The sequence below is a fragment of the Aporhodopirellula sallentina SM41 genome (assembly GCF_000346505.1).
In the GTDB taxonomy this organism is placed as follows: Bacteria; Planctomycetota; Planctomycetia; order Pirellulales; family Pirellulaceae; genus Rhodopirellula; species Rhodopirellula sallentina.
Window position 1 is genome coordinate 25,062 of sequence record NZ_ANOH01000113.1, and the last position, 19,501, is coordinate 44,562.

8 protein-coding genes are annotated in these 19,501 nt (G+C 54.0%); all 8 read left to right on the forward strand.

Features of this window, described 5'->3' with window-relative positions; all coding sequences use genetic code 11:
• Nucleotides 1-38: 38 nt before the first annotated feature.
• The 8 genes from RSSM_RS06710 (at nt 39) to RSSM_RS06750 (ending at nt 19,456) form a co-directional block, all read left to right on the forward strand.
• Nucleotides 39-1,133, forward strand: coding sequence for an aldose epimerase family protein (locus tag RSSM_RS06710; protein WP_044301469.1), 1,095 nt, complete (start codon nt 39-41; stop codon nt 1,131-1,133).
• Nucleotides 1,130-2,755, forward strand: a complete 1,626-nt coding sequence (locus tag RSSM_RS06715; protein ID WP_008675874.1) for an arylsulfatase — start codon at nt 1,130-1,132, stop codon at nt 2,753-2,755. Before RSSM_RS06710 ends, RSSM_RS06715 begins: the two co-directional genes overlap by 4 nt.
• Nucleotides 2,756-2,942: 187 nt before the next feature.
• Nucleotides 2,943-8,432 (forward strand): beta-L-arabinofuranosidase domain-containing protein, encoded by a 5,490-nt coding sequence (locus tag RSSM_RS32335; protein WP_008675875.1) that lies wholly within the window; start codon nt 2,943-2,945, stop codon nt 8,430-8,432.
• Between the two features lie 54 nt (nt 8,433-8,486).
• The gene (locus RSSM_RS35320; RefSeq protein ID WP_008675877.1) at nt 8,487-13,097 is read left to right on the forward strand and encodes a glycoside hydrolase family 2; all 4,611 of its coding nucleotides are present in this window, start codon (nt 8,487-8,489) and stop codon (nt 13,095-13,097) included.
• Between the two features lie 6 nt (nt 13,098-13,103).
• Nucleotides 13,104-14,303, forward strand: a complete 1,200-nt coding sequence (locus tag RSSM_RS06735) for an enolase C-terminal domain-like protein (protein ID WP_052336000.1) — start codon at nt 13,104-13,106, stop codon at nt 14,301-14,303.
• 154 nt (nt 14,304-14,457) lie between these two features.
• Nucleotides 14,458-16,710 carry a glycoside hydrolase family 2 protein gene (locus tag RSSM_RS06740; RefSeq protein WP_008675879.1) on the forward strand — a complete coding sequence of 751 codons (2,253 nt, stop codon included), beginning with the start codon at nt 14,458-14,460 and terminating at the stop codon, nt 16,708-16,710.
• A 124-nt stretch (nt 16,711-16,834) separates the two neighbouring features.
• Nucleotides 16,835-18,280 (forward strand): sulfatase family protein, encoded by a 1,446-nt coding sequence (locus RSSM_RS06745; RefSeq protein WP_008675880.1) that lies wholly within the window; start codon nt 16,835-16,837, stop codon nt 18,278-18,280.
• A gap of 18 nt (nt 18,281-18,298) precedes the next feature.
• Nucleotides 18,299-19,456, forward strand: coding sequence for a hypothetical protein (locus RSSM_RS06750; RefSeq protein ID WP_044301473.1), 1,158 nt, complete (start codon nt 18,299-18,301; stop codon nt 19,454-19,456).
• Nucleotides 19,457-19,501 lie beyond the last annotated feature (45 nt).

Sequence of the window (19,501 nt, forward strand, 5' to 3'; positions counted from 1 at the left end):
ACCTGCATTCGCTCGCCACACTTTTTTGACTAGTAAATATGAAGTTGCACCTTGGTCTTCTTGCTGGGCTATTCGTGGTCACGTCAGTGAACGCTCAAGTACGAGACTTCGATTCAATCAAGTTATATGAATTGAAGAATGCGTCTGGGATGACGGTTAAAGTGACAAACTACGGCGCTATCATCGCGTCGATTATTGTGCCGGATCGCGATGGAGAAATGGTCGACATCGCACTCGGATACGACAGGGTGGAAGACTATATCAATGCCGTCGACAAGCCTTATTTCGGTGCGGTTGTTGGTCGCTACGGGAACCGGATCGCAGACGGAGAGTTCACGCTGAACGGTGAAACCTATTCGCTGCTAAAGAACAACGGAGAGAATCACCTTCACGGTGGGGCAATTGGATTCGACAAGGTTGTTTGGACGGTCGACAGCTACGTCGAAGGCAAATCGCTGGCGCTGTCGTATCTCGCAAAAGACAAGGAAGAAGGTTATCCGGGCAACCTCAAGCTCAAAGTGACCTACACGCTGAAGTCGGACAATTGTCTGGTCGTGGACTACCACGCAACAACCGACAAGGCCACGCCGGTAAACGTCACGCAGCACACCTACTTCAATCTTAAGGGTGAAGGCGAAGGCACAATTCTTGGTCACGAACTAATGTTGAACGCGAAGAAGTTCACGCCCGTTGGCGAAACCCTGATTCCGACTGGCCAGATGCCATCAGTCGCCGGAACACCCTTCGATTTCACGACTGCCAAACCCATTGGTCGCGACATCGAGCAAGATCACGAACAACTCAAGTTTGGGCTAGGTTACGACCACAACTGGGTACTCGACAAAGGCGATAAGACGGGTGAGCTGACGATGGCCGCAAAGGTTTGCGAACCGACCAGCGGACGCGTGATGGAGATTTACACGACAGAACCCGGAATCCAGTTTTACTGCGGCAACTTCCTTGACGGTCGTCTAACGGGAAAGTCAGGGAAGTCCTACGTCCATCGCGGCGGATTCTGTCTGGAGACACAGCACTATCCCGATAGCCCCAACCAAACAACTTTTCCATCCACGATTTTGAATCCGGGTGAAGAGCACACGTCACAAACTATCTTCAAGTTTTCGGTGCAATGATGAAACAACTGTTGCTGCTGAAGCACCTGCTTGTCGTCCTTAATATGCTCGCATGCGCGGGCATGTGCAGTGCGGACGAACGCCCGAACATCGTGCTGATCATGGCCGATGATATGGGGTATTCCGATATCAACTGCTACGGCGGTGCGATCAACACGCCCAACATTGACAAGCTTGCTGAGGGTGGGTTGAGGTTTACGCAGTTCTACAACGCTGGGCGATGTTGCCCGACTCGTGCGTCGTTTCTGACCGGGCTTTACCCGCACGAAGCCGGTTTGGGGCACATGGTCTATGGCGACAAGGGCCCCGGCTATCATCCGTATCTGAACAAGCAGTGCGTCACGATTGCGGAAGTGCTTCGCGATGCGGGCTATCGAACCATGATGGCCGGCAAGTGGCACGTCGGTCACAAGCAGGGACAGTGGCCGACTGATCGCGGCTTCGAGCATTTTTACGGCATCCACCTTCAAGTTGACAGTTACTTCAAGGTGCTGCCGGGATGTCCGGTCTATCACAACGAAAAGATGGTGGTCCCACCGACGACTTCTCCAGAAAACACGCTGCATCCGGATCAGGAGTGGTACACAACGGCTGTGTTCGCTGATTGGTCGTTGAAGTTTCTAGACGAAGCGGCCGAAGATGAACGACCGTTCTTTCTCTACACGGCGTTTAACTCGCCTCATTGGCCGTTGGAAGCACCGGACGAAAACATTGCCAACTACGAAGGCAAGTACAACGAGGGATGGGACGTTCTGCGGGAACAGAAATTGGCACGGATGAAGGCCATGGGAATCGTATCTGCAGAGACCGAGCTTTCTCCATCCAACTGTCCCGAATGGAAATCGCTTCCTGAACCCGATCAAAAAGAACTCGCCTTTCGCCGCCAAATCTACGCCGCTCAGATTGAACGCATGGACCAAAGCATCGGTCGCATCGTCGCGAAACTTCGTGAACTCGGAACGCTAGACAACACACTGCTGCTGTTTCTGTCAGACAACGGCTGCTGTGCCGAAGGCGGGATGTTCGGCTATCAGTGGAAGAAGAACACAAAGGCGAACTTCGCAGATTGGCGGAAGCAATCCGGACGATCCAGCAGCACGGGCGAAGCATGGTCCAGCGCATCCAATACACCGTTTCGACTGCACAAACGCTGGGTTCACGAAGGCGGAATCGCGACGCCGCTAATCGCACATTGGCCCAAGGTCATCACCGAGGGTGGAAAGTTATCCCAGCAAGTCGGCCATGTGGTGGATGTCATGGCAACCTGTGTCGACGTTGCTGAGGCAGATTACCCCGAGGAGATCGATAACAGAGCGATCAAACCACTTGCCGGATCTTCGCTGTTGCCGAACCTGCGAGACCGATCGATCGAGGCCGACCGAACTCTGTTCTGGGAACACGAAAAGCACGCCGCGATTCGCGTGGGTGATTGGAAGCTGGTGACGCTGAACGGAACCGACGAGGCCAAGTGGGAACTCTACGACATGAATCATGTCCGAACGGAATCCAACAATGTGGCCGGCGAACAAGCGGAAAGAGTCAAACGATTAGCGAACCAGTGGACGACATGGGCTCAGCAAGCAAACGTACTTCCGTGGCCTCAAGATCGAACAACCAAGTAAGACGAAAATGAATTCAAATATAGAAAACTCAGCAAGCAGTAATGATGGCAGAGGTAACTTGACGCCATCAGATTTCTCGACACTTTTTGGTAAGCCGAAGCGTAAGCGTAAGCGAGGGGCCAGTTCTTCGTTGGAGGCTATTGCTCGCAAAGGCTTCAGGTTTCCGATTCGGGCTCTTGCTTTATCAATGCTCGTCTTGCTGGCCGCAGCCTTCCCTGCCTTCGCAGCCGAACGTCCAAACGTGCTGTTGATTTTGGTCGATGATCTGAAGCCTGCAATCGGAGCCTACGGCGACACATTGGCAAAGACGCCGAATATCGATCGGCTGGCAGCGAGCGGGATGCGATTTGACATGGCGTACTGCAATCAAGCCGTCTGCGCTCCCTCGCGGTTCACATTGATGCTCGGATCTCATTCAACCTCGACAGGACTGTACGGACTCGGAAGTCCATTGCGGCAGCTTGTCCCGAATGCGGTCACGATGCCGCAGTACTTTGCGAAACATGGTTATCGCACCGAGTCGCTCGGTAAAGTATTTCACATTGGCCATGGTAATCACGGTGACCCCGATTCATTCTCCGTTCCTCACTTCAAAGAAAAAGTGATTGAGTACGCTGACCCCGCTTCAACTCCCGGAGGCAAGCTGACTCGTGAAGAAGCGATGTTTCAGAACGTGGAAGCACCGAAGGGCGGGATGAATTCGTTGCCTCGAGGAGCAGCTTTTGAGAGTCCTGACGTTGCCGACGAAGCTTATGCGGATGGTCGGGTTGCGGCGGAAGCCATTCGGCGTTTGCAAGCAGCCAAAGAACGCGACCGGCCATTCTTTATCGTCGCTGGATTCGCTCGGCCTCATTTGCCGTTCTCGGCTCCGAAAAAGTACTGGGACTTGTACAATACGGACGCGTTGAAGCTGGCCGCGAATCCCGACCTTCCAATCGATTCACCCAAGGTGGCTCACAAGCGTGGCGGCGAAATTCGTAATTACTTCCCAGTTCCGGATAAAAATGACCCCGCCGCGATCGACGAAACAACTGCACGCAAACTCATCCATGGATACTACGCCAGCACAAGCTTTGTGGATGCTCAGATTGGCAAGATCCTTGACGAATTGGAGTCCTCTGGCCAGAGCGACAACACGATTGTCGTGCTTTGGGGCGACCATGGATTTCATCTCGGCGATCTGGGCATCTGGACCAAACACACAAACTACGAACAAGCCAATCGCATTCCGATTCTGATCTCAGCGCCCGGCGTCACGAAGCCCGGTTCTTCGACGAAGCAACTCACTGAAAGCGTCGACATCTTCCCAACGCTTGCGGAACTCGCAGGTCTTGACACCCCGATTGGTCCGCAACCGATCGACGGTTTGAGTCTTGTTCCGGTTTTGAAAGATCCGTCCGCTCGTGTTCGTGATCATGCTTATCATGCCTATCCAAATCAAAAACTCGGTCGCGCGATCCGGACCGAGCGATATCGAATGGTCGAGTGGCGAGCTTTTGGAGCGGCGGAAGATACAGCGGAATACGAACTCTATGACTACCAGAAAGATCCGTTAGAGCGACTGAATCTGGCCGCGACTCGGCCTGAAGTCGTCTCAAGGCTAAAAGAAATGCTGGCCAAATACCCGAATCCAGTCCCACGTGGAAAAAGAAGGAAGCCGGCAAAGAAAACGGTCGAGAAGCAGCTGACAATCCAAAAGTCGAACAACGCCCCAAACTTCGTGTTCATCCTCACTGACGATCAAGGCTGGACCGGTTTGAGCGTTCCGATGGACAAGTCGCGTACAAACTCGCAAAGCGACTACTACCAAACTCCCAACATTGCTCGACTGGCAAAGTCCGGGATGCGATTCTCGCGAGGCTATTCACCGGCACCGAATTGTTCGCCATCACGGTACGCCAACCTCACTGGCAAGACCTGTGCACGGTTGTCGTTCACCGACATCGTTGGTCGCGGGCATGTCATAGATCTTAAGGGGAAACAGAAGCTGCGTCCCGGCGGCAAAGGAACGCGGGAGATTCTGGCAGCGGACATCACCATACCGGAATTGCTGAAGACACTTCCCGTCGGTTACCGGACGGCTCATTTGGGAAAATGGCATTTGAAAGGAGGCGGGCCGGAAGCACATGGTTTCGACGTTTCTGATGGTGCAACAGGCAACAAAGAAGGCAGCAAAGGTCCCGCCGTAAAGAGCGATCCCAAACTAGCTTTCTCGATCACGTCACGAGCCAACGCGTTCATGGAGGCGTCCGTTGCCGACGGCAAACCATTCTATTGCCAAGTCTCTCACTATGCGGTGCACCAGAAGATTCAGCATCGCGCGGAGACACTGAAGAAGACTCAGGGATGGAAGTCAGGCAAAGCCCATAGCGATCCGGCTTACGCCGCGATGGTAGCCGATCTTGATGAGGCGGTCGGTCAGTTGCTGAATAAGATCGAAGACCTTGGCATCGGAGACAATACCTACATCATCTACCAAGCCGACAACGGCAGCCCCAAATTTCTTTCCGAGAGCCCACCATTACGGAGGTATAAACCCGAAATCTGGGATGGCGGCGTTCGTGTGCCGACCTTCCTGAGCGGTCCCGGTATCGCAGCCGATTCCCAGTGTGATCATCCGGTCATGGGAATCGACATCCTGCCGACGATCTGGGAACTTGCCGGCGGCGATGCCGAACAATTGCCTGAAGACATTGACGGGGGCTCCATCGTTCGGACGGTCAAAGCAATCAGTGAGAAGGCAGTTGCAAGTCCCAACATTGAGAGAACCGGTGAACTGGTTGTCCATTCGCCGCACTACGTCCTCACGAAGGACCTCGCCAAGAACCAACGCCCATCCTCGGCAATCTTCGACGGCAAGTGGAAGCTTGTGGCGTGGTACGAGACAGGTGAAGTTCAACTATTCGACCTCGATGCAGACATCTCCGAATCGACCGATGTCAGCAAACAGCATCCCGAGGTGAAACATGATCTCTGGACACGGCTTCGCGACTACTTGGCAAACACGAACGCGAGGCTACCGACGCTGGATCCGTTACACGAAAGTAATCCGGGCAAAGATGGTGACGCGGACAACGATGGTCTTCCCGATGAATGGGAGTTCCGCCAACTGCTGACGCATGTTCTCGGTCCAGAGGACGATTCAGATCAGGACGACAAGAGCAACCTTGCCGAGTTCAAAGCTAAGTCGGATCCGCTGGTGGCCAAACAACAACTGCAAACTGGATCCGCCGCATCGGCTCAAAAATCGAAGTCGTTTTCGCAACTTTCGGCTCGGTCGAGTGCAGAGATTCCTTACCCCATCCAGCTCGTCCACGAAGTGGAGTTAGCCCCCAAAGACTTCTGGCATCGACGTGTTGAGACCAATCACCAAGTGACCGTTTGGCATAACTTCCAGCAATGCGAAATCACCGGTCGGCTTAACAACTTTCGCAAAGCAGCGGGTGAGAAGCCCGGCTTCTACGAGGGGCTGCGATTCAACGACTCAGACGTTCACAAGATCGTTGAAGGGGCAGCTCGCATTCTGGCGGTGAATGACGATCCAAAGCTCGATGAGTATCTGGACAAGCTGATCGCGACGATGGCGAAGGCTCAGGAGGACAACGGCTACCTCTACACCGTGATGCAAGTTCCTCACAATCCAAATCAGAGGCCAGTCAAAGGCGTGGTCTTCGGCGAACGCTGGCTGCACGAACAGGAGAGTCATGAAACCTATGCGATGGGACACCTCATCGAGGCTGGTGCAGTTCATTACGAAGCCACCGGAAAGCGCAACCTGCTCGACATTGCTATTAAGGCAGCAGACTGTCTGGACAAAGCGTTTGGGCCCGGCAAACTGGAGTTGCCTCCCGGTCACCAGCAGATTGAAATCGGCCTGGCAAAACTCGCAGCCGTCACAGGAGAAGAACGCTACACCCGCCTTGCGAAGTTTTTTCTGGAACAACGGGGGCGGCGATCGGATGACCGCCGTCAAACTTGGGGCGTGTATTTCCAAGACCATCTTCCTGTCACCCAGCAGGCTGAAGCCGTTGGGCACTCCGTTCGCGCGGCATATCAATACATGGCGATGGCCGATCTGGCGGTACTCACGGACGATGACGACTATCGCGACGCGCTTCACGATCTCTGGGAGAACGTAGCAAAGAGGAAACTGTATTTGACAGGCGGCATTGGCGGTGGCTCAGGCGAAGGATTCTCCGGGGAGTATCAGCTTCCCAACTTTCGCGCTTACAACGAAACCTGCTCGTCCATCGCCAACATACTTTGGCACCGTCGCATGTTTCAGTTGGAAGGCGATGCGAAGTATATCGATATCCTAGAACGCTGTCTTTACAACTCGTTCCTGTCTGGAGTAGGGATGGACGGCGACACGTTCTTCTATCCCAACAAGCTCACTTCGGTCACCGGTCACCGGCGTTCTGCATGGTTCAATTGTGCCTGTTGTCCGCCGAACGTGACTCGATTTCTTCCCCAGATCCCTTCGCTTATGTACGCGAAGAGTGACGACACTCTGTTCGTCAATCTGTTTGGATCAAACAACGCTTATTTCGCACTCGCCAACCAGACAGTCAAAGTTGAGCAATATTCCAATTACCCCTGGGACGGGAACATTCAGCTCACGGTGCGACCTGCTGAACAGTCCGCGTTCAAATTGGCGTTGCGCATTCCAGGTTGGCTGAAGGTGCCATTTCCATCGGATCTTTACCGCTACGCCAATGACACCAAAACTGCTCCCCAGATTCAGGTTAATGGCGATCCGGTCGAGTTCTCAGAGAACAACGGTTATGCGGTTATCACGCGCATCTGGCAGCCCGGAGACAAGATTGAACTCTCGCTTCCGATGACGGTTCGTCGCGTACTCGCTCATCCGAACGTCGCGGCAACTCGAGATCGTGTGGCTCTGATGCGAGGTCCAATCGTGTATGCGGCAGAGGGCCCTGACAATGATGGCAAGGTTCACTCGTTGACCGTCCCCGACGAAGCGGCATTCACTGCAGAGTTCAGGGACAACCTGCTTGGTGGCGTCAATACGCTCATCGGGACGGTCAAAACTGTTGCGCGTTCTGGAAGCGAACTAAAGCAATCGGACCACCAGCTTACCGCGATCCCTTACTACGCATGGGCACATCGCGGCGCTGCTCCAATGCGAGTCTGGCTGGCCGCCGAACCAAAGTCCGCATGGCCGTGTCAATCAGAGATGGCATATAGCCGAGCCAATGTCACTTCGTCGGGCAAGAATCCTTGGACTTCAGCTTCCTCTGCCAATGACCAGATTTTTGCCCCGGTATCTGGCGACAATGAAACGCCACGGTTCCTGTGGGACAAAACCTCCACGGCGCCAATCGGTGCGGAAGAGTTGGCAGGAACCGCAAAAGCCGACAGTCAGACCGGCGGCGTCCGTTGGATTCAGTACGACTTTGACGAGCCGGTTGAGATTTCTTCAACGGCTGTCTACTGGGTGACCGGTGGAAACGGGAACTGGGCGTTGCCACAGCAGTGTCGTCTGCTCTGCAAAAGAGATGGCGAGTGGCAGCAGGTAGACGCTGAACTGCCTCAGCCTAAAGCAGACATGTTGCAAAAAGCCGAATTTACTCGCCTCACTACGACATCTGTTCGTTTAGAGGTCGTTCCTCAGATAGGCAAGACTGCCGGCATCATGGAATGGGTCGTTGACTGACCCAATCGAACCAGTAACACAACTTGAAAGACAATCAACATCCTGAGATCAAACATGCGAACATTACCTTCTATCATCGCGGCATTCGTCTGCTTAGGGCTGTCCACATCTGGCTGGACACAAGAAATCGTCGACGACTGGCGATACACTCTTCGACGTCCTGCGAACGAGTGGCGTCAAGTCAATTTTGACGACTCGGAGTGGACGAAGGGCACTGGCGGTTTTGGAACATACGGAACTCCCGGCGCGCGAGTTGGTACGACTTGGGCGACGAACAGTATCTGGCTGCGTAAATCGTTTGAATTGACTTCAATTCCTGCGAACCCCGCTCTGCTGATGCACCATGATGAAGACGCCGACATCTATATCAACGGAAAGCAGGTCGGCAATGTCGCAGGGTATACGTCAAAGTATGTCGTCATTCCGATCGACAATGAAGAGCGCGGCGTCTTGAAGACCGGCAATAACACCATGGCCGTCCACTGCAAGCAAACCACTGGCGGGCAATTCATTGATGTGCACTTGATCGACGCAGGCAGTGTGCCTGAGCTTCCCAAGCCAAAACGCAGCACGAAGCCATTTTTGTCGGAGTTGATTACCAAATGGGGAGCCGAAGTGACTCCTGAAAACGCGTGGACCGAGTACCCACGTCCCCTCATGCGGCGAGACAACTGGACGAACCTCAATGGCAACTGGGATTACGCCGTCACTCCGATCGATGTCCAAGAAAAGCCTACGGATTGGTCGGGCAAGATCCTTGTTCCTTATAGCCTTGAATCTAAACTCGGCGGTGTGCAGCGACTGCTGGATGCAAGTGAAGCGCTTTGGTACCATAGGTCGTTCCGTCTCGAAGAGAAATCGGCAGGCAGAAGTTGGTTACTGAACTTTGAGGCCGTGGACTACCGATGCGAAGTCATCGTCAACGGCAAGTCGGTTGGCACACACACCGGTGGCAATACACCCTTCTCGCTCGATATTTCCGACGCGATCAGCGAAGGCGACAATGAACTGGTCGTTCGCGTCGAAGATGCAACCGAAGCATTTCAGCTTCGCGGCAAACAGGTCATCAACGCACGTGGCATCTGGTACACTCAGGTGTCCGGTATTTGGCAGACGGTGTGGCTGGAAGAAGCCGCTGGCGATCACATCGATGATTTGAAGATCAGCACTTCAGCCAAAGAAGGTTCGATTACCGTTGAAACGAAAACGGTTTCCAACAAAACCGTCGAGGTCGTTGTCAAAGATGGTGAAACCACGGTCGCAACGGTCAAGGGTGGAACGACAACGACGCTCAAGCTAGATGGTGCCAAGCTTTGGACGCCGGCGAATCCTCATCTATATGACATCACCGTCAATTTGCTCGACGAAAGCGGACAGGTGGTTGATTCAGTCGACTCATACGCAGGCATTCGTGATGTCGGCAAAGTCAAAGATGCCGATGGTCATTGGCGATTCACACTCAACGGCGAAGTCGTCTTTCACTGGGGACCGCTCGATCAAGGCTGGTGGCCGGATGGATTGCTGACGCCGCCATCGGACGAAGCGATGCTGTTCGACATTGAATGGCTAAAGTCGGCTGGATTCAACATGATTCGCAAGCACATCAAGGTCGAGCCGCGACGGTACTACTACCACTGCGATCGCTTGGGCATGATGGTTTGGCAGGATCAGGTCAGCGGAGGAATTGGACGCAACAATGGCTGGCCGGCTTGGACACGACTGATGCCCAATCCTGTTGACGCGATGTGGCCGCCCAAGCAGCACAAACAGTTCATGGCGGAGCTGGAAGAAATGATTGGCTCGCTGGAAAGTCATCCGTCGATCGTTTGCTGGGTACCATTCAACGAAGCATGGGGTCAGCATCAGACGGTGAAAGTTGGCAAGTGGACTTCGCGGCGCGATCCCTCACGACTGGTCAACGTCGCCAGCGGAGGCAACTTCTGGCCGGCTGGCGATATCGTCGACGAACATCGTTACCCGCATCCGGGATTCCCGTTCGATCTGAACACCAACGGTCGCTTCGACGACTACATCAAGGTCATGGGCGAATTTGGTGGGCATGGCTACCCGGTGAAGGGGCATCTATGGGACGCCAACCGACGCAACTGGGGTTACGGTGGACTCCCGCAAAACGAGGAAGAATACAAAGAACGATATGCAACATCGCTCAGGATGCTGAATGAACTTCGCGGCAAAGGTATTGCAGCCGGCGTTTACACTCAGACGACCGATGTCGAAGGAGAGATTAACGGCTTGATGACCTATGACCGCAAGGTGATCAAGATTCCGGCGAAGGACTTGGCCGTGCTTCATCAGGTGCTATTTACAGAAACTCCGCAGCAAGCCGCGAAGGCTGACCAGTTTCCTAGAGAGGCCTTGCGCGAAGTTCCCACGAATCGCAAACCTGCGCCTGTGATGAGCGCGGAGACAATCCTAGCTGGCTTAGAATCACACGACAAAGCTCTGTACATCAAAGCGGGTTGGATTCGCGATCCCTACATCACGACAGGGCCAGACGATTTCTATTACCTCACTGGCACTCAGCCCAAAGAAGGCGATCCTCGCGAAGCGAAGAATCCGTACAACATTGGACTTGGCGATGCGAGCATCGTTGGCGATCAGGTTCGACTTTGGCGCAGCAAGGATTTGATCAACTGGGAATCGCTCGGTCCGATCTTCACGGTTGACGATACGATGAAGGCGAAAAGCGGAAAGAAGATTCCAAAACGATTGATCTGGGCACCGGAAGTCCACTGGCTTGCTGACAAAGGTCGGTGGGCGTTGGTGCATTGCCCGGGGATGCACTCTAGCCTCGCGTTTACTGAAGGCAAGGAATTGCGTGCACCGTGGACGCATCCCATGAACGGCGCGATGGGTAAGCGGCACGATCCCTCTATCTTTACCGACGACGATGGCAAGCGTTACCTGCTATGGGCCAATACGTCGATCGCGCCGCTTAGCGATGACCTGACCGGCTACACCGCCAAACCGGTTCGCATCGATCCTGCCGGATCGCGACCCGGCCCTGATGGAGAACCGATCAGTCGCATCGGTCACGAAGGTGCAACGATGATCAAAGTAGGCGACAAGTACGTTCATCTGGGCACAGCTTGGTCAACCGATCAAGGCCGCAAGGGTTCTTACAACCTCTACTACTGCGTGGCTGACAAAATTACCGGCCCCTATGGTCCTCGAAAGTTTGCCGGTCGCTTCCTTGGGCACGGAACGCCATTCAAAGACAAACAAGGCAAATGGTGGTGCACGGCGTTCTTCAACGGCAACGTCCCACCGGTCACGCGTGCAGGCATCCAGACAAGAGACATTGGCGATAACGCCAAAACGATCAACGAACAGGGCGTCACGATTGTCCCGCTGGATGTTCGAATGCTGGACAACGGCGAAGTCTACATCCGAGCCAAAGACCCGGACTACGCCAATCCCGGCCCGGACGAAGCTCAAAAGTTCGATGACGTAGGACAGGCTGCCAACCTGTCAACGAGCCTCAAAACACGAAAGCAGGCGGGCAGCCTGCACTACGATGACTTAGCGGTTTCCGGTCGTTGGTCCGCTGACCGAATCAATGCGTGGTACGACGCACATCCCTGGTTGGTCGGATGCAACTACTATCCCGCCACGGCGATCAACCAAATCGACATGTGGCAGGCAAGCACTTGGGACCCTAAGCAAATCGACAAAGAACTCGGTTGGGCCGAATCGATCGGCATGAACACGCTGCGAGTTTATCTGCACGACCTGGTGTGGGCCGATGACGAAGAAGGACTCTACAAACGGATGGATGAGTTCCTGGAGATCTGCGAGAATCACGGCATCCGCCCTTTCTTTGTGTTCTTTGACGACTGTCACTACCCGAAACCAAAACTCGGTGAGCAGCCCTTGCCGGTGAGAGCGTGGCATAACTCTGGTTGGCTCAATTGCCCAGCTCGCGATGTCGCTCTGCGATACGCCCACGGCACAGCAACTCAAACCGAGGTCGCTCAACTGAAGGGCTACGTGCAACGGACGATGCAGCGGTTTGCGAATGATGAGCGGGTGCTGGCTTGGGAACTCTACAACGAACCAGGACGTGGTGCTGGCAACTTGGATGGACAAGCCAAACGCGGCGCGATCGGTGATTTGTCGCGAAAGCTCGTACACGACTCTTGGGTCTGGGCCCGCGAAGTTAATCCTTCCCAGCCGATCACTTCCTGCACGGCCGGAAGCGTTGGCGAAATGAACAAAGCGATAAATTATGCAAATGCTGACATGCACTCGATCCATTGCTACTCGCCGCCGGAAGAGCTCGAGAAACTCATTGAAGAATACCAGGCCGATGGTCGTCCGATCTTGATGACAGAATGGTTGGCCCGATCCGCGGGAAGTACCGTTCAAGATTGCCTGCCGGTCCTGAAGAGACACAACGTCGCCGCGATCAATTGGGGTTTGGTTGTTGGTAAGTCGCAAACGCATTACCCATGGAGCAGTCGCAAAGGCCCGAATGGAAAGCGTTTGGACGTAAACGAAACGCGAGCGAGCGGCCACATCATACGCCCGGGAGAACCATTCCCTGAACCAAAGGTTTGGTTCCACGATTTGTTCCGCATGGACGGCACACCCTTTGATCAAGCCGAGATCGATACTTTCCGTGAACTGATAGGAATAGAATAACTCATCATGACAAGGCGAAAATTCTTGAAGCAATCGGGAGTTCTGGCGGCTACATCTGCACTTGGCTCGAATCGGATTTTGCGTGGTACGGAGCCTGCGACGGACGACCTTTCAGGTCACATCGTTGAACACGCCGAATTCAAAAATGTGCGATTCAGCTATCCACGCTCGGTTGGAAAGAACGGTCGGATAGGTCACCACGGACAGCATAAGTCAGTGCCCATTGCCAAGATACATACAAACCAGGGTGCAATGGGATGGGGGATCGCACCGGGCAACGCCCAGCAAAACCAACGACTGATCGACGCCGTTGTTGGTAAACCTCTAAACGAGTTGTTCAATGTCGGTGTCGGCATTCTGGATGGGGTTCCACAACGATTCGATTTTGCGTTGCACGATCTTGCTGGAATCAGTCTTGACCAACCGGTCTACAAGCTGCTCGGCACCAAAGGCAAGAAAGCAAATACCGTCTACAGTGGCATGATCTATCTCGACGAATTGGAGCCGGTGGATAACCCTGCCGGATTCGACAAAGTCATCGAGAATTGCCAGTGGGACATCGACTACGGATACCGGCAACTCAAGGTGAAGATCGGTCGAAGCGGCCGATGGTATCCGCACGACGAAGGCCTGCGTGCAGACATCGCCATCGTAAACCGCATTCATGAGATGTTCGCCGACCAGGGCGTTGTGATTCTGGTCGATGCGAACGATGTGTACAGCTTTCAGGACACCATCGACTTCTTACATGGAATCAAAGATGTGCCCTTGTATTGGTTGGAAGAGCCGTTCGTAGAAGAACGAAAAAAGTGCAAGCAGTTGCGGCAGTGGATGGATTCCAACGGGTTTGAAAAGACGCTTTACGCAGATGGAGAACGGGAGCCTAATCTCAAGCTTTGTTCGGAGCTCTACAAGCAGGGATCCCTCGATGTCTGCCTGCACGACATCAACAGCTATGGCTTCACCAAATGGCGAAAGCTTATGCCAAAGCTGATCGAAACCAAGACGGTGGTAAGTCCTCACGCATGGGGATCGCGATTCAAGACTCAATACTGTGCTCATCTGGCAGCTGGTCTGGGCAATTTTTGCACCATCGAAGGTGTCACATGCGAATCAGAAGACGTCGACTTCGGCGACTACTCGATCAAGGATGGAAAATTGCATGTTTCTGACAAACCCGGCTTCGGAATGAAACTGCTGGTTTAGACAATTCGGCCACATCAACATTTACGTTGGGCTCGGCGCACGACAAAATACGAAGTGAAACTGAATAATGAATGCTCTCAGAACCAGTTGTGCAATCGCCGCCACTTTCATGGCTACAGTTGCGACGGCCCAGTGGAAGCCAGCTGATGGACCAATGAAAACACGTTGGACCGATCAAGTCACACCGGAGAATGTGTTGCCGGAGCACCCGCAACCGCTTTTTCGGCGGGACGCTTGGATGTCGCTCAACGGGCTTTGGAATTTCAAACTTGAAAAGACGGAGTTCAAGGCAATTCAAGGCTTCATCGAGATGGCCAGCATGACCGAAGGAGCCTCTCCTCAGGAGTGGGACGGCGAATTGCTGGTCCCATTCACGGTGGATGCCCCGCTTTCTGGAGTGATGCATATACTGCGTCCACAAGAACGTCTGTGGTATCAGCGCGAATTCAACTTGCCAGAAGGCATGCAAGGCAAACGGATATTACTCCACATTGAAGCGAGTGATTGGGAAACCTCGGTCTACGTCAATGGCAAGAAGGTGGGGCAGCATCGCGGAGCCTACGATCCGTTCTCGTTCGAGATCACAGACGCATTGGTCTCCGGATCCAACAAGTTGTCGGTGTGCGTTTGGGACGCAACCGAGCAACAGGCTCAGCCACTTGGCAAACAGATCATGCCGGAAAACCGAATGGGATTCCGCTATCAGCCGACCGGTGGGATTTGGCAACCGGTGTGGATCGAAGCGGTATCGAAGAGCTACCTCGCATCGGCCAAATTGCGTTCGGACGTGACCGGATTGACCGTGACACCTGACGTTGTCGGTTCTGGAACAGTAAAGGTTCGTGTGCTGGACGGCGAACAGGTCGTCGGTGAAGCAGTAGGCGAGGGGGAGATTCGGGTTGACGTGCCGTCTCCGAAGCTGTGGTCGCCGGAAACGCCCAACCTCTATGCAGTCGAACTGCTGCTTGAAGAAGATGGCAAGGTGGTCGATCGTGTGTCCAGCCACACGGGTTTGCGAACCATCTCCAAAAACGACGCCGGCGAAATACTACTCAACGGCAAGCCCATCGTGATGTACGGGCCTCTAGATCAAGGCTATTGGCCCGATGGAATTCTTACCCCACCGTCCGACGAAGCGATCATCTACGACCTGCAGTACCTGAAAGACATCGGTTGTAACATGGTGCGTGTCCACATTAAGACGCATCCGGCGCGTTGGTACCATCACGCCGATCGGCTCGGTCTGCTGGTGATCCAAGACATGATTTGCATGCCAAAGTACGGACAGACGGTGACTGCTGAGGCCTCGGCCAATTGGACGCGTGAGTTTGCTGAGATGATCGCCGATTTCGGAAACCATCCATCAATCATTTCGTGGTGCGTCTTTAACGAAGCGTGGGGACAACACGAAACCATTCAACAGACAGCGTGGGCGAAAGAAACGGATCCCAGTCGATTAACGCTCAGTGCCAGCGGTTGGACCGACCGTGGCGTGGGCGACATCCTGGATGTTCATCAATACGCCACCTATCCCACGATGCCGATTGAGGACAAATCCGGTCGATGCATCACGATTGGTGAGGCGGGCGGCCACAACTTGATCGTCGACGACCACCATTGGCATGGCAAAAAAAACGCTCGACGTTCTTCGCCACCGATGTCAGTGTCCGGCAAACGAATGACCTTTGCCGGCATTGAAGATATGGATCGTAAGTACGACTTCTATTTTCGCAACCTTCGGCACTTCGTTACCCGCGGCGGATGCCGAAGCATTGTCTACACGCAAATCGCTGATGTCGAGCACGAGTGCAATGGCTACATGACCTACGACCGCGAGGTCTCCAAGTTGCCGAAGAAGCGATTTGCAGACATCCACGAGTGGCTCTTCAAGCCGGTGGAGTACTCGGTGGTGAACGGTGGTCGCTGGCAACGCATGTCTCTGGTAACTCCGAAAGGCAAGAAACCGAAACTTGATTGGGAAAAAGCGACCGGAGAATGGACCACCACGGAACTTCCCATGGAATCGGCCCAAGGGCTAGGTACCGATGAAGAACGTTCCATGCTGGCACTCAAGCAGCAATTTGAGATCAGCGAGTCACCGCAGAGAGCCGTGCTGGAGATTCGCTTCAAGAATGGTTCGTTCAACCGAGAGCCGAAGCCCGAGAGACTTGATGGCCATCAACCTCGCCCTGCAGTGACGACGCGGGTCGCAATCACGCTTGACGGCAAGCCTTTTCGCGACCACCTGATGAGCGTTCACACAGGCCACGGCCTGTCCGTGAGCTATTTGGAATTGACCAATGAAGAAGTCGCCGCCTTAAGCACCGGGGCACACGAAATCGGCTTGATGTTTCCAGCGGCGAATGAACTCTATTCGTTGGATGTTCAATTGCTGAGTTACCGGTGAGCCTACCAAACAAACGTATGGAAAGAGTTTCCATAGCCGTAGTGGATCTTGCCAACGATCCCATCGCGGCACGATTTTTAGCAAGATCCACTACCCGCATACCATAATAACAAGACCAGCTGACATGAAACTTGCCGCATTGTTTTTTTCTGTGATCGTTGCCTCGACGAACATCTGCTTCGCCGAACAACCGAACATCGTTGTCTATTTGTCCGACGACCACTCTCAATTTGACTCCAGCCTCTATGGCAACGACAACATTCCCACGCCTCAGATGGAAGCGTTGGCGGCCGATGGAATGACGTTCACTCACGCCTTTGTAGCGTCACCATCGTGTGCGCCAAGTCGTGCGGCAATGCTGACCGGGTTGATGCCAGCTCGCAATGGCGCAGAGGCCAATCACACGTTTCCCAAGCCTGGAACGCATTGTTTGATTCAGGACTTGCAAGCCGCAGGATACGAAGTGGTCTCGTTTGGCAAAGTCGCTCATGGCAGCCCCAAGCAAGTCGAACGGTACGGTTTTGACTTCGTCGGTAACGGCAAACCGATCGATCAAGTCCGAACGCAGGTTCTTCAGTTCCTCAAGCAACGAGAACGCGCAGATCGGACGGACAAACCGCTTTGCCTGTTCGTCGGCACCACCAACCCGCACGTGGCCTGGGAAAGTCCCGCGACTTTTGATCCAGCGAAGGTTGAGTTCCCACCGCATCATCTCAACACACCGGACACCCGATCGCACCGGGCGGCTTACTACCAGGAAATCAAGGAACTCGATGCGTTTCTTGGTGAGCTTCGAGGCATCGCGGACAAACAGCTTGGCGACGACACGCTTTTCATTCACACCAGCGATCACGGTTCGCAGTGGCCGTTCGGCAAATGGACGCTCTACGACTACGGGATTCGCGTTCCGTTCATTGCCGCGTGGAACGGCAAGATTGCGGCGGGATCAAAATCCGAGGCAATGATTAGTTGGGTGGACTTGCTGCCAACTTTACTGGACATCGGCGGTGCGAAGACTTCCGAGGAACTCGACGGTCGCTCTTTCGCGGGAGTATTGCGGGGTGAAACGGAGCAGCATCGCGACGTGATTTTTACGACGAACACGGGCGACGGGATTAAGAACATCTTTCCCATCCGCAGCATTCGTACCCGACAGTGGAAACTGATCCATAACCTGCATCCCGAGTTTGCATTCACCAATCACACGGACCTGGATCGCAAACCGATGGCGGGAGCGTACTGGACCGAGTGGGCCGAGCTTGCCAAGACGGATGATCGAGCAAAAGAGATTGTCGATCGCTACTACCAGCGACCTGAGTGGGAGCTATTCGACGTCAGCCAGGATGAATGGGAGCAAACCAATCTAATCGATGAACCTGCGCAATCAGAACGCATTGCCGAGATGAAAGAACAACTCGCAGCTTGGATGGAATCACAAGGCGACCAGCATATCGTCAACAGCGAACCGCGACTGCTGGAGGACAAAGAACGCTGGCATCCTGACTTCTATGAACTTCAACGACAAGTAAACGAGGCGACTCTGCAGCGTTCACGGGGGCAGGCAAAGTAGATCGGTTGCCATTGAACCATGTCTCCATTTCAACTCTATCAAAGTACGCCTCGGACCAAGTGCCCTCCGTATCGAAAGGTTGGGTGGAGTGTGCGCCGATGGCTGGGACGGTTGGTCGCGATCGTTTTCGTGGCGTTGTTGTACTTCCCGTGTTCGGCAGATACGCCGTCGGGTGATGCGGCGACCGCTGGTGCGATCTTCAAACATCATCGCAGGCTACAAGACACAGAAAATATTGTTCACTGGGCCGAGGATCTACTGCCCAATCACATTGTTTCTGCTGCCAGCGGCTGGGACGACGTCGACGATCTCGGCGAAATTCGCGATCTTCATGACTACGAACGATTCCCGTCAGTGACGTACCCGGACCGCGAAACAGAACGCGCCATTGTCTTGGGCGAGACTGGCGGATTTGGTGTTCCGATCAATGGGAATAACTGGTTGTCGATGCCCAAACCACGTGATCCAGGAACGCCAGACGGTCGAGTTCCTGAAAGAGCTCGACAAGGTGCGATGGCGCCAAGGAATGCTCGAGCGGACGAAGATTTTTTCAGTGATATCAAACGTCCTGTCTACAGCACCTCGGCGTTGGCCCAACACTACGAACACTACATCGACACGATGTGGTTGGGGCAAAGCTACGGGCTGTCTGGCGGTGTCTACACGCAGTTCACGGATATGCGCCACGAACAGAACGGCTGGCTCACGTTTGACAGGAAAGTCAGCAAGATTCCCGTCGACAAGCTGCGTCAGATTCACGAACGACTCTTCCAGCCTGTCCCCAAACGAGTGCCGCTGATCGATCGCCGATCGCACTGGAATGCCGCAAACGGAAGACCACAGAGTGCACCGTTTGACTTCTCAGACTCGCAACCGGCAACGTTCACGACGCAATTTGTTGTCGCATCGAAGGTGCGGGCGGCGACGCTCAATATCGAAATCACAACGAGCCAAGCAAACGTGCAGGCATTCGGATACCTACTGGTGTATCTGGATGGAAAACTGATCTTTGATGACAAGACGCGTCATCGAAAACCCGAGCATCGAATTTCCTGTATCCCGCTCACTGCCAACCAACTCGAGCTGCTCAAACCGGGGACGCATGAACTCAAGCTAGAAGTGAAGCCCAAGTTTCCCATCACGGCGTTGGACGTGCATCTGGATGCGGTTGAATGAGTCACAAGGTGTTTGAACGAAATGGCATTAGCAGGACTATAAAAG

Excerpts from the sequence above, each read along its gene's own strand:
- RSSM_RS06710 (WP_044301469.1), top strand. The coding sequence starts at position 39 with ATGAAGTTGCACCTTGGTCTTCTTGCTGGGCTATTCGTGGTCACGTCA.
- RSSM_RS06715 (WP_008675874.1), top strand. The coding sequence starts at position 1,130 with ATGATGAAACAACTGTTGCTGCTGAAGCACCTGCTTGTCGTCCTTAAT.
- RSSM_RS32335 (WP_008675875.1), top strand. The coding sequence starts at position 2,943 with ATGCTCGTCTTGCTGGCCGCAGCCTTCCCTGCCTTCGCAGCCGAACGT.
- RSSM_RS35320 (WP_008675877.1), top strand. The coding sequence starts at position 8,487 with ATGCGAACATTACCTTCTATCATCGCGGCATTCGTCTGCTTAGGGCTG.
- RSSM_RS06735 (WP_052336000.1), top strand. The coding sequence starts at position 13,104 with ATGACAAGGCGAAAATTCTTGAAGCAATCGGGAGTTCTGGCGGCTACA.
- RSSM_RS06740 (WP_008675879.1), top strand. The coding sequence starts at position 14,458 with ATGAAAACACGTTGGACCGATCAAGTCACACCGGAGAATGTGTTGCCG.
- RSSM_RS06745 (WP_008675880.1), top strand. The coding sequence starts at position 16,835 with ATGAAACTTGCCGCATTGTTTTTTTCTGTGATCGTTGCCTCGACGAAC.
- RSSM_RS06750 (WP_044301473.1), top strand. The coding sequence starts at position 18,299 with ATGTCTCCATTTCAACTCTATCAAAGTACGCCTCGGACCAAGTGCCCT.